Origin of the sequence: Bacillus cereus group sp. MYBK108-1, from assembly GCF_051917185.1 — a bacterium.
Taxonomy (GTDB): Bacteria; Bacillota; Bacilli; order Bacillales; family Bacillaceae_G; genus Bacillus_A; species Bacillus_A cereus.
The window spans coordinates 16225-31746 of the sequence record NZ_JBQAHZ010000038.1 but is presented as its reverse complement, the minus strand read 5'-3'; the positions used below and the strand labels follow the sequence as shown (position 1 = coordinate 31746).

Below are 15522 nucleotides of genomic sequence, written 5' to 3'. Positions count from 1 at the left end.
CAATTCTATTATTTATTTGTTAAACCTGTGGACTATGTACCATTTTTTAGTTCTTAGAATAGTCACCTTGAGATGGGGCCAAATGTGGTAAGTCAATTAGGGGAGAGAACTAATTATGCTTTAGTATGATTTATTTTAAGTATAAATGGTAAAAAGCAATGAATATGCACAATTTCATATGTAAATAGGTACTTTTTGTTAACACTTTCATAGAGAAGGAAAGGTATGAATTTAGTATGATAGAATCAATTTGTATTAAATATAAAGGGGATGAGTATATGCTAAAAAGAATGATTTTAGGAGTTTCATCATTAGTAGTGGGAGCAACAGTTGGCTTAGCGACTGATGTATCCGCAGCACCTGCACCACCATTAACATCATTAAATGTGGTAAAAGTTGAATCTCAATTAGGCGGGGTTGAATTTATTGGTCCTAATAATTTAAGTACAGTTAAAGATCATGGAGGGAGCTATTTATACATTTATACAAATGAAATGGGATATGGTAGAAATCCAATTGCTCAAATGAGTGGTCAAAAACTAAAAAAAGTAGATTCTAAGATGATTGATATAAATGGGGATAGAACAGTGGATGGATGGGAATATAAATGGGATGCTTCAGGACAGCAAAATGGGCAATTTAAATATCAAAATACATCTACAAATGCACCTTGGAATACATTATCTACGTCATTAAATATTAAATAAACTAACAGAAGAATTCGATGTTAGTTTTTTATGTTTGTTATATATGTAATGTTTAGATACCTAAAGGAGTCTACGTTTTTAAGTAGGCTCTTTCTAACTAATGATAAGATATCAGCAAATTGATAAACTATTTTGTCTAATCGGCAAATCAGAAGTTTACATAACATTTTTCTGGTAAACAATTCTAGGTTTAATTAGTGTAATCAATAAAAGAAGGAAATCTTTCATAAAATCAATTAAGTTATTTAGTGGGTCTTTCATCATAAATATCTAAAACTACATATTTATGAAATTTTATAAAATTTTCACTTTATATTTAGTCCTAAATCATACGATTTTAATACAAAATACTATAATTTGATTAGTAATAGCAGTGAAAAAAACATTAAATATATCTAGATTTTAAAGTTAATGTTACTTTATTACATAATTTGTTTAAAGGGATATATAGGGTTATTATTCAATGTAACTAAAATAATTTAAAAGGAGATAGAAAGTTATGTTTAAAGTAAAAACAAGGGGAAAAATAAAAAAAATTGTTATGGTTTCAACGGCTTGTACCATGTTGTCAATGTATGGAGCACCAATTTCTAGTACAAAGGCAGCAACCCGATCGCATGCCCCATCAGTTTATGTAACACCACAAAATACTGCTGCTTCAGATATTATTAGCATTGACTGGTCACCAGTCCAAACAGCACCTTATACATATTGGGCTGTGCATAACTGGAATCAGGGAGGAGAGGGTGGTGGTTATGCGGGCTTCCAACAACAAAGTGGTTTTGATCAATTCGGTAAACGAACCCTTCATTTTGCACTTTGGGATCCAATAGCATCAGACCAAGCAATAAAAGCTGAATATTTATCGCCGTCTTCAGAAGCCAGTAGATTTGGTGGAGAAGGGACAGGTCTAAAGGTACAAACAACTTATAATTGGAAAGATAGTGAATGGTATCGAATGACTCTACGTTCTTGGCAAGAAGATGGCCATACAAAGTTTGGCCAGTGGATAAAAGATAATACATTAAATCAATGGAAGTTAGTTGCTATTATGGATCATCCAGTTGCGAATGTTGCATTTAACTATGGTTTATCGATGTTTCAAGAGGACTGGGCTGGTAATGGACAAGATGTAAGAGAAGCACGTCTTAAAAATGGATACAGCAGAAAAGTTTCAGATAAACAATGGAATTCTTGGAATAATCAGCATATCTCTGGACAACATGATACGTCCTATCAATACGATGGAGGATCAACTTCAGAATATCTATGGGTTAGGGCAGGAGGAAATACTCAATCAACTATTGGTACTGGAAAAACTTTTAATATAAATCAGCCTAGTCAACCAGAAATGGGCAATTTAGATTTTGATATCCAAAATACTCGCTTTGAAGCTGGAAAATTAAATGTTTCATGGAAATTGAAAGAACAAAGTACTCCACAGTTTAAAGGGAAAATTGAAATCTATGACAATGAAAAGTTAATGGGACAACCTTTAAAAGTAATTGATAATATTAAGTCCTACCAAACTGAGGTAAGTCAAACTATGCAATTGCCTCAAACAGCTTTTGCTAAAATTACATTAACAGATATATTTGATCGAACTGTAGAGAAAAAAGTAGAAATTATAAATGGAAATTCTGATATTTTAGTAGGGAATCGATTTGCATGGTCCCTAAAAGGAATTAGTGATTTCGAGTTTGCAAAAATCAATTTCAATAAGTCGACAGAAGAAATGCAAATTGACTTAAAAGCAGGCGTACCGCATCATTATTTTAATGAAACGTATGCAAGTATTAAAGTACAAAATGCATCAGGAAAAGTAGTATATAGTAAAGATATTTATGGAAACAAACAACAAAATGCTGAATCGCAAAAAGTCCCAGTCAAAGTAGGAGATTATATTGAGTTAACACATCTAGAAGGTGTGCATAGAGCAAATTTCACAAATTTAGACAACAGTAAACAAGAAAGCTTTGGAAAAAAAGCAATGTATGAAGTCACAAAAGAAGGCTTGAAGAAAGTAGAAAAAATGCCAGAGACAACAATTCTAGATGGAAAACAATTTGCATGGTCATTAAAAGGATATAGTGATCGAGAAATTGCAAAAGTAGATTATAATCAAACAGCAGAAGAGCTGAAAATCAAATTAGAAGCTGGCGTACCGCATTCTTACTTCAATAGTACGTATGCAAGTATTAAAGTCCAGAACTCGTCTGGTAGCGTTATGTACAATAAGGAAATCATGGGAAATAGACAACAAAATGCTGAAACCCAAACAGTACCTATAAAAGTAGGAGATTATATAGAATTTACTCATATAGAAGGGGAAGCAGCAAAGGAAAAAACAAGAGCGACTTTAACTAACCTTGAGAATGGAAAACGGGAATATATAGGAAAGAAAAGAACATATCAGGTTACATCTACAGGATTAATAAGACAATAAATGTATAAAAAAGTTGGGGGGAATCCCCAACTTTTTTGTCATTATTATGGTTACAGTAAAATTTCTGACACCGAGCAAATACAAGTCATAACGATCAAACAATAGAAGTACAAGATATTAGAAAAAACAAATAAGATAAAAATAGATACAGTAAAAAGTTTACTACAGGAAGTAATTAATCTTACTGTGTCAGATGAAAATCTTAAAGTGAAAACGCCGATTCTATTAGAAGTGCAAAAACGTAAGGCTGTTACTTCGCGCATAGCTTAGTGAGTGCGTCAACCATCCATGTGTATTCGAATTGTCGAGGCTTGTAGCACACGTCGGATTCATCTGAGTGTTAGCTTCTTCCACAAGGAAGAATTGCTCTTTTTTGAAAGGGTGGTGCAAGTGGGAAAGCAATAGTTCGTTGCTAGTACCAACCAAAAACATACTTGGGGTGTTACCGTACGGTGGCATGAATTCTAGAGCGTCAAACTGTCTAGCGATAGAAGAAAAGACCTAGAGTTCTAACTCAAGGCCCCCACTGAAATGTTTCATCTCAGTGGGGGCTTGAGTAGCATGCATGTGTCTGTTAACAGAGAATACACGTGACTAAAATGGAAAACTTTTAACCTATTTTTATTTATTCGTAACCTTTAGAGTTTCTAACACGATTTTAGTAGCGTCTGCAATAAGTGTATCATCGTATTCTGCATCTTCTTTATCATGATTAGAAAGGATGGAAAGAACAATCGGCTTTTTATTTGGTGGCCAAATAATTGCGATATCATTCCTTGTTCCATAAGATCCTGCACCTGTTTTATCAGCTACTTCCCATCCTTTTGGTACACCCGCACGAATTAATTTATCCCCAGTCGTATTTCTCTTCATCCAATCTACTAACAGTTCACGTTTCTCAGATGGTAGTACAGTTCCTAATGTAAAAGATTGAAGCGTCTTAGCGATTGCTTTTGGTGTACTCGTATCATGTGTTTCTCCTGGATTTACTTCATTTAATTCAGGTTCAAATCGCTCGGAATTAGTAACAGTATCACCCATTTCCCTCAAGATTTTTTCAAATGCGGATGGACCACCTAACTTTTTAAGAATTAAATTATGTGCCGTACTGTCACTATATCGAACAGAAGCATCTGCAAGTTCTTTTAACGTCATTCCTGTATCCACATGCTTTTCAGTAATTGGATTATAATTAGATAGGTCTTCACGTGTATACGTAATTCTTTCATCAAGAGCTTCTATTGAATTCTGACGTAAAAGAGCTCCCACTGCTAATGATTTAGATGTAGAGGCAAATGCAAAACGATCATCTGCATGGTAAGCAACAGTCTGATTCGTACTTGTGTCCAGTGCGTAAATACCAAGCTTAGCATTATATTCTTTTTCAAGTTTAGCAAAAGCATGATTACCTATATTTTCTTGCTTAACTTGATTGGTTTGATTTGTTTGTTTAGTTGATTCTGATTGCGTATTACTATTAGAACAGCCTATCAGTGTCGCGCATGAAAGTAATACGACAGGTACAATCTTTTTGTAATGTGAATTGGTAAAGAACTTGTTTAAAACGAACATAAATTTTCAACCTCTTTCAAGAATATATGGATTTAGTCTAGTTTTTCATACTGATGCAATTGTAGAGAGCATACGATAACGATACTCTGCAGTTAAAATATTTCAGGTTAAAAACGTTTACGGAACGAATAACCCACTGTTCAAGTGAATCGTTTTTATTACCTATTCACTTGCAATGAATAACCCGTAAAAGTATGAACTGGTAACATGTAAACGTAGTATTTCAATACACACCTTTTTTACATCCTTCTCCTTTGTAAAATAATGAATCCTTTCATTTTTTTATTAAACGTAAAAATAGGTGTCAAACGAGATTCATTGTATCCAATTAGGACATCTATTTTTAGTAATACACGTAATAGACATTCTAAGTAATGTATTTGTTCCACTTTTAGATGAAGAAGAACTTGATTAGGGTAAAAAAATATTATGAATTAATATATAGAAACCTAGTTCGGTAAAGGAAAGTAATCGTGTAGCATTCTTTTTGCTATCTCCTCAAAAAATACGCTCACTGACTTTATAAACTGTATTTTCAGAAATATTGCAAGCGTGTAAGACAAATGAAAGGTAATTCAATATGAGAAAAACAACCTTACTACTACAATGAAAAAACAGAAACATGAATAAAAATCATGTGTTACGATATGAGATTTAATTTGGTGCTTAATACATTTGACCAAGTATTCCAGTTTCAATAGGAGAAGCTGAAACAGACCAGTTGTGAATGGTACATGATTCGTATTAAAAAAATCATAATGTAGGCAGATATCTTCTATCAAATCTTATTCGTAGTGTGTACATTTGGAGGGAATTTCTTATATGAAAATAGTAAAAGTAAATGATCTTAGTAAAGAATATACAGGAAAGGTTCCACATACAGCACTTTCAAATATAGACTTAACAATTACGGAGGGGGAATTTGTTGGGATAATGGGACCTTCGGGAAGTGGGAAAACAACATTATTGAATATGATTTCTACTATTGACTCGCCAACATCAGGCAGTGTATGTATTCATAATCAAAATCTGTATCATCTCTCCCCTGATGATTTGGCCTTATTTCGCAGAAAGGAATTAGGATTCGTCTTTCAGTCCTTTAATTTGTTGCATACCTTAACAGTAAAAGAGAATATGGTTCTTCCGCTCGTATTAGATGGCATCGATGTGAAGAGAATAAATAAACGAGTAGAATCAATATCGGAGAAATTAGGAATCAACGAAATCTTAAACAAACGAACTTATGAAATATCAGGAGGGCAAGCACAGCGAACAGCAATTGCACGTGCGCTCATTCATTCTCCAAAATTAGTTCTTGCCGATGAGCCGACAGGTAACTTAGATTCTAAAGCCTCTCAGGATGTGATGGATATATTATCACTATTAAACAAAGAAGAAAAGGCAACAATGATGTTAGTAACGCACGATCCAGTTGCTGCAAGTTACTGTGACCGCATAATTTTTATTAAAGATGGCCAGTTATACAATGAAGTTACTTACAAAGATAATCGTCCATTATTCTATAAAAAAATTATGGATAGTCTTTCTATGTTAAGGGGGAATAAACATGACTTTTCGACAACTCGCATTTAATAATGTTTTACGAAATAAAAGAATATATCTTGGTCATTTTTTTAGTAGTACATTTGCGGTATTGATTTTTTTCACTTATGGGCTACTTGTCTTTCATCCGAACCTACAAGGTGAGTTGACTCATCTAAGTACCATCATGAGTGCATTTGGAAAAATAGGATTTTATTTATCCTATTACTTAATCTTTGTTTTTTCTTTCTTATTTATTTTCTATTCTGTTAGTGCATTTTTAAAAAATAGAAAAAAAGAGTTTGGATTATTAATGTTACACGGAATGTCTAATAAGCAGCTTCATCGATTAATTTTCTTCGAAAATATGTTGATTGGAATCCCTTCAGTCGTAGTAGGCATCGGACTAGGAATGGTTTTTTCTAAATTGTTTTTATTAATTAGTGGGTCTTTATTAGGGATAGAGCAAACGTTAGTATTTTACTTTCCAATCAAGGCAATGGTAGTAACAGCAATATCCTTTTTTGTTTTATTTCTACTCATTTCATTGTTTACATCAAAAATGGTGAAAATGGATAAGCTGGTAGAACTCATAAAATCAGAGGAAAAACCCAAACCTGAGCCACTAGTGTCTGTTTGGATATCTTTGGTGGTCATTATTTTATTAGGAGCGGGTTACTCCTGCGTTCACCACAGTATCGCCGCGGTCGATTACATGCGTTTAAATCAATTATTCCTACTCGTAGGAGTAGGTGTCTTATTAATTGTATGTGGAACCTATTTTTTCTTTACTCAATTGTGTGTATATGTGTTATCTGCTTTAAAAAATAGAGAAACTACATTCTTTAATAGAACGAATCTCCTTGTTATTTCAGAATTGATGTATCGAATGAAAGATAATGCTAGAACGTTCTTTATCGTTACAATTATATCTGCAGTTTCTTTTACAGCAATTGGAGTTTGTACGGCTATTGCAAATCCTGAATTGGCTAAGCATGAGACCCCATATGCATTTACCTATCGTTCAGATAAGGGGAATATAGAAGAAAAAGCTCATATTGAAGAGATAAAGAAACAATTAGAAGAATCTGGATTTTCATATAACATTGTAGCAACAAAATTTAAAAGGACACTAAACGGATTGTCGTTAATTAATCTCTCTACGTATAATGAATACGCAAAAACATTAGGTTATGAAATAGAAAAATTAGCAAATGAAAATGATAGCATAGGTATCCGACTAAATAAGAACGAGAAAAGTGGAGAGTATATAAAAACTTTTGAAATAAAACATGGCGAACTAGAGGTTCCACTTTCTGTGCAAAAAACAGTTTATATCCCAGAGTTAGCAATGGTTGAAAGCCCTGTTATTGTATCTGATGCTGTTTATAATAAGGTCCTACATGTTCAAGAAGAAGGCGTACTCCGAGATTACACGATTTACGGTTTTATCGTTAAAGATTGGTCTGAAACAAGTGCGATTTCCACAAGTCTTAAGAAGTTCATTGGAACGAATCAAGAAGACTATTATAAATTTTCATCACTGTATTTAAGATGGATTGAAATGAAACAACAAAACGGACTACTTTCTATTTCAAGTGTAATGGTGGGAATTGTATTTTTCGTATTTACGCTAAGCTTTTTATATTTCCGTCTATTTACTGATTTAGAACGCGATCAAGAGCAATATGAAATGATCTCAAAATTAGGTTTAAGTAAAAGAGAGTTAAAGCAAATCGTGACAAGACAAATGATGTTACTATTTTTCCTGCCGATAGTAGTGGCTATGCTTCACAGTAGTTTTGCATTTCTAACGTTTCATCAATTAGGACAAACAGTAAGTAGGGAAATGTCTGTTTTACAGAGCTCAATTGTAGTATCAGTAAGCTTTATTTGCATTCAAATGATTTACTTCTTTATTATTAGACACCACTATTTAAAACGCATATGTACAAAAATGTATTCATATAATAGATAGGCAAAAATTTAAGGAGGCATACTCAATCATTAAATTTGATTGGGTATGCACTTTTTAATTTTTGGGAAATATATCTAGGTTAATGAGGAACACAAGAAAAAAGATAGTTAAAGCCAACCTATAAAATTGGTATTTTTTTATGAAATCAATAATGTACCTCTTTCATTTCTACTTAAGAAATAATTGTATCCATAAAATAAAAAAACAACATCACTCTAATTCCGTTTTTATCCCCTTATTCTTTAAAGTGTATCAAAGAGGTATTGTTTTAGGATACAATAGAGTCAAGTGTTTAAATATTAGAATAGTCTGAAATTAAGGTGCATCAATATTAAAAGGGAGGGTAATTATATGATTCGAGAAGCTGAAACAAAAGACAGTAATGCAATTGAAAATCTATATAAAAAATTAGCACCACACAGTAAAAACATTAAGGTTTTACCAGAAAGAATTGAGCAAATCAGAAATGATTCTAATAATTTTTTATTTGTATATGAAGAAGATTGTAGGGTTAAGGGAAGTATTTTTATGACTTTTTGTCTCGATCCTGGATATCAATTTAGACCATATACTGTTCTAGAGTATGTGATTGTAAATGAAGATTTTAGAGGTAATGGAATAGGTGAGAAATTGCTAAAACATGTAGAACAGCTATCAGTTGCCAGAGGATCCACAAGAATTATCTTATTAAGTAGTATAACCAGAATAGAAGCACATAAATTCTTTTCTAAAAATGGTTATAATGGAACTATAAGCAAAGGTTTCAAGAAGTATATACCTATTCATTAAGTTTTATATAAAAGCCATTCTCAGCTATGAGGATGGCTTTCCTAATTTTCTTTAAATTAACTAACAAGGTTTTAAACGAAGTTAGCGAAGTAGAAAATTTTCGTTATGAGGATAATTTAAAACCTTAAGCTGATTGATGTGTGGTGAGAACTCATTAAGTAGAAATACGCTGTAGTCATTAAACAGTGGCAAAATACGCGTATATTATCACTATATTAAATCCTTAAACAAAATAACTAATCGTCTAGTTGTGTGAAATTCACATGTCACTAAATCGTCATAATTAGATAAGTGAGTAACTTGGAAGAGAGATTACAAATTATGGAATCAAAGAAATCTACATTTACCGAGAAAGTACAATCTATTAAAGGAAAGAAAGCCGCAAAGTATGATGAATTAGAAATTAATTACATTAAGCTGAAGGCTAAACTAGATGCCATAGAGAATCTACCCGAGGAGAAACCTGCAGAAGTTGATGACGCTGAAGAAAAAACCTGTTGAGAAGGTGGAAGAGGCGCTGATTCAAGATAAGGAGCCAGAGAAATCTGAAGAGGAAACACTCAAAGAGGAGCAATATGCAGCCCGAGAAAAGAAAGCATATGCGAATCTCCATTCTCTAGGAAGTTTAGAAGCGCAGGAGACATACAAAGAACTAATTAAGCCGAAGCTTTCAAGATGGGCTAGTAAGGATATGTTACAAGTAGCTAAGGAGGGTGTAAACTTTTGTGAGATAGATGATAGTAACCTACCATGGACAGATGTTACTGAGCTGGATGGAACAAGTACGAAGCATATCTATAAGAGTGGATTCGACCAATTAGAGATTTCATACAACTTTGACGGGACCATTACAAAATCTGAATGGAAAACAGGAGTGAACAAATAAGATGAAAAACTTAATGTCTACACTTAAATCGTTAAATTTTGATAAAACTGTTATCGCATACTCGAACGGGGTGCAGGTCTTTAAAGGAACATTACAGGATTACTTATTTATGTCCCACCAAGAGAAGCAGGCACTGAAGGTAACAACATTCCGTATCTGCACTAAAGATGGGAACTAATATTTCTACATTTGAAAGATGACAAGAAGCGTAATCTTATAGCAGTAAGCGACATTCATAATATTAATGCAAGTAAAAACCCAGTTGTAGTTACAAATTTCGTAGGCTGGAGTAACGATGCTGTATAGTGTGCGTATACATTTGTATGGAGACCACACAATTATTTATGAGCATGATAATGCACAAGGGCGTGGACTTGCACTTGCACTTGCGAACACGGGTGCCGTCTATGATTTGACGAAGTATAGTATGGGTGGCGGAGTTAGAACGTGGAATGATGAAGCACCTTCAACGATAGTAAAATCAAATTAATTACTAATAGTATCTTTCAATATTTTAGAAGAACTTGCTACAATTGTTCATAATTTTACAGCGGATACCATCCATTGTTACAATCATGGCATTGTAGAAGAAATAGGATAACAGAAGAAAACACACGCTTCCTAGTTAATATTTCGTGTGTTTTTGAACATACAATCCTTATTTGTAATGTTTATATTGAATATATAGATATACAGTGTTATAATGTGAGGTAGAAACTCGCGTGTTTCAAATACAACATTTTTATCTTCTTGATGACCTCTTATCTTTCCGTAAGAGGTCCTTTTTTTGCAATGATAATGTGCATTGAATCATAGTACTGAAACTGTAAATGAGAGGGATCAGGGTCGAAACAGATAGTAAGGAAAGTAAAATAGTAATAGTAGACAATACTTAAAATGAAAAAGTTCATAATGGACTGTCTATGGATGGAGAAAAAATACGAAATGATAAATAAGTACTCCTAATTACTTTTGTTATTAGGAATACATTCTCCGCACTATTTACTTGCACACCCCATTAAGATTGTTCTTTCTTCTTCCTCATCATACAAATCTGTAAATGAGCATCACTATTTAAATTTTTACCTGAGAGTAATTCAGTTAATTAGTTGAAAAAGGAAGGGGCCTATTTGGCTCCTTCCTTTTTCTCATACATAACGCTTGTTGACAACTTATGAAATAATAGCATTCATCGCTATTAAAATATAACATTAAAAGCAATTAATTAGATATGTAATTTTGCATACATTGTACTATTTCATGAATGGGAACAAAACTATTTATCTCTTCCTGTATGGAAACAAATAGATTTAGGTTTACTTAGGGTAAGAAGACCTGATCATTGATTTCTGGTTAAACCATATTTCTACGTATTTGAAACAAATTATTTCACTGGATTGCATGTTAAGGAGAGTGAGGACTTTATGAAATGTAGATTGTTCCTTGGTTTCTTACTCCTGATTTTACTAGGAGGATGCACCGAAAGGAGAAGTTATGTTATATACATACGATTTCAAAAGGAGATATTAGTCAGTGTATCCAAAGACGCGCTCCGTTTCCTGTTTCCTATCCTACTAAATTACCATCCAAGCAGATTCCTTCTCTTTCAAACAATTCATCCATTGAATAAAGATAATTCCGCCATACGTATCGGAGGGCATGAAACTTTCTTAATACTATTTGGAATATATTTCAATCTACTTCCGATACTATAACAGATCTAAAATTTCTCTATTGGAGGTATATAATGGCATATTCATTTCGTAACTTAGTATTTGAAGGTGGCGGGGTAAATGGAAGCGCTTATATAGGTGCCATCCGTGCACTAAATGAAGAAGGGATTTTACCAGGAATACAACGATTTGAGGGGACTTCAGCAGGAGCGATTACTGCATTACTTTTAGGTCTTTCCATTCCTTTCGCAGATCTTGTAAAAATCCACAAAGACATGAATTTCAAAGCGTTTAAAGATGATGATTTTTCGATTGCACAAGACAACATTCGTTTATTTTTTGATGGTTTTGGTATCTATAAAGGGGGTTTCTTCACTGAGTGAGTAGGAAAGATTGTTGAAAAGTGGATAGGTAGTAAGGACACAACCTTTCAGCAGTTGTATGACAAAACAGGAAAAGACATGTTTTTCCAAGGAACGAACATTTCTACACACCAGCTTCGTACGTTTTCTCGCGAAACGACAACTGATGTCCCGTTAGTAGTTGCTGTGCGGATTTCGATATCACAGAAGAAGAAAAGAAAACACTTATGAATTCAGGCTATACTTCTACTAAAGACTATCTACATCAGTTTAATACGTCTGAAGTAAAATTGTTTAATTGACCATAAAGCTAAGTGCAATGCACCTGGCTTTTTTTAAGTATCCTGTAACTTCTTTTTTTAGTAGCCAATAAAAATTTAGATAGACTATGCATAGAATAAGAGAGAGGAGATAACGGGAAGTAATAAATATAAGTTTGGATGACTTCTTATTTTGTAAAACTTGGGTGTAGAAAGGGTGAAACAGGTGGAAGAAAAACGAATTATGATTTATGTAGTGGATGATAATGTCAAAGTCGCGAGCACCCCCCATGCTGTTGTGTTGGATATCGTTGATTTTGATAACTTAGAAGAATTCGTAGAACCCGCTTTTACAGGTATATTGTATTAAGAACAGGGGAGAAGTATGATTCAATAAGAAGTAATGGTAGAATACATCTCAAATGCCTGCTTTAGCCAACCTGCCACCAATTGAAATGGTTGTTTATACAATTTTTCGGCTAACACAGTACAAAAGAGAACCGCTTGAATCTAGATGACTCCATCGAAAAATGGTTGCCTGGCGTCATTCAAGGAAACGGATATGATGCTAACCAGATTACGATTCGGCAGATATTGAATCATACAAGTGGGATTGCTGAATACTTAAAGTCAAAAGACTATGATATTATGGATACAAAAAAATTGTATACGGCTGAAGAATTAGTAAAGATGGGAATTTCTCTTCCACCAGACTTTGCTCCAGGTAAGGGCTGGTCTTATTCAAACACAGGATACGTAATACTGGGTATCCTTATTGAAAAAGTAACTGGAAACAGCTATGCGGAAGAGGTTGAAAATCGGATTGTTGAACCGCTCGAATTGTCGAATACATTCCTACCTGGTAATTCAACTGTTATTCCAGGTACCAAACATGCCCGTGGATATGACGGAGAAAGTGAGCTAAAAGACGTTACTTATTCTTACCCAGGTAGCTCGGATGGAGATATGATTTCTACTGCTGACGATTTAAACAAATTCTTCTCTTACTTACTCAGTGGCAAATTACTGAAGGAACAGCAACTAAAACAAATGCTTACTACAGTTCCTACAGGAATTGCTGAAATCGGCAGATATGGTCTTGGAATCCATGAAACTAAACTTCCAAACGGTGTCTCGATATGGGGACACGCAGGTGCCTCTCCAGGGTTTTCTACTTTTGCTGGAGGCACACTTGGAGGCAAGCATACATTGGCTATCAATTTGAATGGCCATAACACTAGTTATAGTCCTTCTGATCCTTTTAAAAATATTTTACTTGCTGAATTTAGCAAGTAGGTAAAAAGGAAAAACAGATAAATTTTCCCATAGTTTTTATAGTTAAAAATATACCTTTCTGGTTCAAAAAAACAACTTACTCTCAAAAAACTAGGGGGTAAAACAAGTTCTTAAGTTGATGGACATGGGGTACCGACACATATCCATCAAGCTAAGATTTTAAAATATTCTCTAAATGGAAAGTTTGTGTTTTTATCGTTTGGAGGTAACAGTTGTTGTAAGTTATTATAAATCGAAAAAACGAAGTTTGGTTGTTGCAAACTTCGTTTTCGTTTATATCTTTTTATTGTTTTAAAAACTCTCCCATTATTTCCATTACGTCCTCTGAATCGTTTACTTTACCTTTAGAAAAACGCCATTGTTCTTTTCCATATCGTTCCATCTCAACCTTTATTACTTTTTCTTTATTTGAAACTTTTGCTTCTGGCAAAATAGATATGAAGTAACTAAACGATTGGCTAAATAATTTAGGCTGTTCGATTCCTGGATTTTCTTTTAACAATTTTTCATTTTCCTTATTTAATTTTGGCTGCAATTCGCTTAATAATAATGGTTTTACTTTTAATTCCAATTCAACTTTATCTTCCTCAGGAGAAGAACCTACTGATTTTACTGTAAATGTAACTTTTTCCTGCAGTACAGATTTTAACTTTTTATAATAGCTTTCAAATTCCTGGTCACTAATTCCATTATGCGTACTGGACATTGCATCTTTTTTAAATTCTTGTTGTATATTTTGAGTAAATTGTTTTCCATCTTCACCGGACAATTCATTAATTTTGTCTATATCTTTATCATAATAAACAGCGTTTATATAGGTCTTTAGAGCTTCAGCTGGTTTGTTTAAGTCTTTTGTATTCTTTTCTATTTCTTGGGTATCAATTTTGAAAGAAACTTTTTCTGTTTCCTCGTCTCTTTTTTTTGTTTCTTCATTGGAATAAACGAGCTCATATGATGAGGCTTTATTCACTTCATAGTAGAGAATCCCCGATGTTTTTTTACCAGGTTCTAATTCTATTAAACGTAATTTATCTGAATCAGCCTTATCATATTTCTTCATTTTTTCATCACCTTGATATAGTGTAAAGAGATAAGGTGATATCTCTAACATTTCATTCCCTTTATTTTTCAAACTCACTTTGAATTTCAATACTTTATCTTTATTTATTCCTCTCATTGAGCCACTTAATGGTAATACGTACTCAGCATTTTCAACTTCAATCTCCACATTCTTCGAAGACGAAGATGCCTTTCCATTTTTTACAGTTGTAGAACTTTGTGAAGAATTACAACCAGTCACAATAGTTAATGTGAATATAAATAAAAAACAAATCATAAAAATCTTTCTAAGTTTCACTTAAAATCCCTCCATCCCCTTATTTAAAAACATTTACTATTTTACCATGAAATTCTATTCGTTTGTCTATTGAGCGACAAGATAGCCAAACTTAGAGATAGAAGAACTAGAGATCCTCCAAGCCATACTGGTGACATTGTGCACTTGTTACCTTGCGAATACAGAAACGAATGAAATTCTTATTTGTAGAGGGAAATTATTAAAAATTTACATCTGATGTGTTCGGATTAGCTTGAATTAATTAATTTTGCTAAGGTAGTGCAAGTTACCAACTCAATGCATCTCAAATTATCATAAAAGGAATGCAAAGATAAAAAGGACAATCCTATATATAAGAAATTTGTTGATAAATCGGATTTGAAAATAAATGAAGCGGTATTAAAAGACATGTATAAAAAGAAAGGAGTAATTGAAAAGAGCTCACCAAAATAAGAAAGCCTTAAGCGGTATCAATCTATAATTCATTATAAAAAATACCAAACAAGATGATATTGTTTTCCAATGAGATAAAATGTATAATGAGAGTGTAGACATAAACCTTTTATTAAAGGTTTTAACTCACTAACTATGTGCATAATAATAAAAGACGAGATGCTGGTAACATCCCGTCTAATTTGTAACTGCTGCCGTTAGGTGGTAGATTGCAAAGTTTAA

Annotated in this window: 10 protein-coding genes and 3 pseudogenes; 11 read left to right on the top strand and 2 right to left on the bottom strand. The window is 33.3% G+C overall.

What is annotated here, in order from left to right; all coding sequences use genetic code 11:
- Positions 1–278: 278 nt before the first annotated feature.
- On the top strand, positions 279–707 hold the full coding sequence (locus ACTFSL_RS28990; RefSeq protein ID WP_000919890.1) for a DUF4879 domain-containing protein: 429 nt from the start codon (positions 279–281) through the stop codon (positions 705–707).
- Positions 708–1206: 499 nt separating this feature from the next.
- Entirely contained in the window at positions 1207–3153 is a 1947-nt protein-coding gene (locus ACTFSL_RS28985) for a DUF3472 domain-containing protein (RefSeq protein WP_063538713.1), read from the top strand.
- Between the two features lie 621 nt (positions 3154–3774).
- Here ACTFSL_RS28985 and blaIII read toward each other — a convergent pair.
- Positions 3775–4725 carry a class A beta-lactamase BlaIII gene (gene blaIII, locus ACTFSL_RS28980; protein WP_063538711.1) on the bottom strand — a complete coding sequence of 317 codons (951 nt, stop codon included), beginning with the start codon at positions 4723–4725 and terminating at the stop codon, positions 3775–3777.
- Between the two features lie 822 nt (positions 4726–5547).
- Between blaIII and ACTFSL_RS28975 the strand changes: the two genes are divergently transcribed.
- The 9 genes and pseudogenes from ACTFSL_RS28975 to ACTFSL_RS28935 all read left to right on the top strand — a co-directional run.
- Complete coding sequence (locus ACTFSL_RS28975; protein WP_063538709.1) at positions 5548–6318, top strand: ABC transporter ATP-binding protein; 771 nt, start codon at positions 5548–5550, stop codon at positions 6316–6318.
- The gene (locus ACTFSL_RS28970; protein WP_088338847.1) at positions 6293–8245 is read left to right on the top strand and encodes an ABC transporter permease; all 1953 of its coding nucleotides are present in this window, start codon (positions 6293–6295) and stop codon (positions 8243–8245) included. Before ACTFSL_RS28975 ends, ACTFSL_RS28970 begins: the two co-directional genes overlap by 26 nt.
- Before the next feature lie 351 nt (positions 8246–8596).
- The gene (locus ACTFSL_RS28965) at positions 8597–9034 is read left to right on the top strand and encodes a GNAT family N-acetyltransferase (RefSeq protein WP_063538705.1); all 438 of its coding nucleotides are present in this window, start codon (positions 8597–8599) and stop codon (positions 9032–9034) included.
- A gap of 321 nt (positions 9035–9355) precedes the next feature.
- Positions 9356–9535: a hypothetical protein gene (locus ACTFSL_RS28960; protein WP_230396912.1), complete on the top strand. Its 180-nt coding sequence runs from the start codon at positions 9356–9358 to the stop codon at positions 9533–9535.
- A complete protein-coding gene (locus tag ACTFSL_RS28955; protein ID WP_228546537.1) occupies positions 9510–9920 on the top strand; it encodes a hypothetical protein in 411 nt (136 codons plus the stop codon). The genes ACTFSL_RS28960 and ACTFSL_RS28955 overlap by 26 nt, the downstream gene beginning before the upstream one ends.
- 240 nt (positions 9921–10160) lie before the next feature.
- Positions 10161–10410: pseudogene (locus ACTFSL_RS28950) on the top strand (hypothetical protein); the annotation flags it as partial.
- A 1257-nt stretch (positions 10411–11667) separates the two neighbouring features.
- Positions 11668–12159 (top strand): annotated as a pseudogene (locus ACTFSL_RS28945) (patatin-like phospholipase family protein); the annotation flags it as partial.
- Between the two features lie 282 nt (positions 12160–12441).
- On the top strand, positions 12442–12585 hold the full coding sequence (locus ACTFSL_RS28940) for a hypothetical protein (RefSeq protein ID WP_179205499.1): 144 nt from the start codon (positions 12442–12444) through the stop codon (positions 12583–12585).
- A gap of 125 nt (positions 12586–12710) precedes the next feature.
- Positions 12711–13511 (top strand): annotated as a pseudogene (locus tag ACTFSL_RS28935) (serine hydrolase domain-containing protein); the annotation flags it as partial.
- Between the two features lie 283 nt (positions 13512–13794).
- On the opposite strand, the gene ACTFSL_RS28930 reads toward ACTFSL_RS28935, so the two are convergent.
- Entirely contained in the window at positions 13795–14868 is a 1074-nt protein-coding gene (locus ACTFSL_RS28930) for a DUF5105 domain-containing protein (RefSeq protein ID WP_063538699.1), read from the bottom strand.
- Between the last annotated feature and the right edge of the window lie 654 nt (positions 14869–15522).

Bases quoted from the DNA above. Each gene is read 5' to 3' on its own strand.
- ACTFSL_RS28955 (WP_228546537.1), top strand. From the start codon at position 9,510: ATGACGCTGAAGAAAAAACCTGTTGAGAAGGTGGAAGAGGCGCTGATT.
- blaIII (WP_063538711.1), bottom strand. From the start codon at position 4,725: ATGTTCGTTTTAAACAAGTTCTTTACCAATTCACATTACAAAAAGATT.
- ACTFSL_RS28960 (WP_230396912.1), top strand. From the start codon at position 9,356: ATGGAATCAAAGAAATCTACATTTACCGAGAAAGTACAATCTATTAAA.
- ACTFSL_RS28985 (WP_063538713.1), top strand. From the start codon at position 1,207: ATGTTTAAAGTAAAAACAAGGGGAAAAATAAAAAAAATTGTTATGGTT.
- ACTFSL_RS28975 (WP_063538709.1), top strand. From the start codon at position 5,548: ATGAAAATAGTAAAAGTAAATGATCTTAGTAAAGAATATACAGGAAAG.
- ACTFSL_RS28965 (WP_063538705.1), top strand. From the start codon at position 8,597: ATGATTCGAGAAGCTGAAACAAAAGACAGTAATGCAATTGAAAATCTA.
- ACTFSL_RS28970 (WP_088338847.1), top strand. From the start codon at position 6,293: ATGACTTTTCGACAACTCGCATTTAATAATGTTTTACGAAATAAAAGA.
- ACTFSL_RS28990 (WP_000919890.1), top strand. From the start codon at position 279: ATGCTAAAAAGAATGATTTTAGGAGTTTCATCATTAGTAGTGGGAGCA.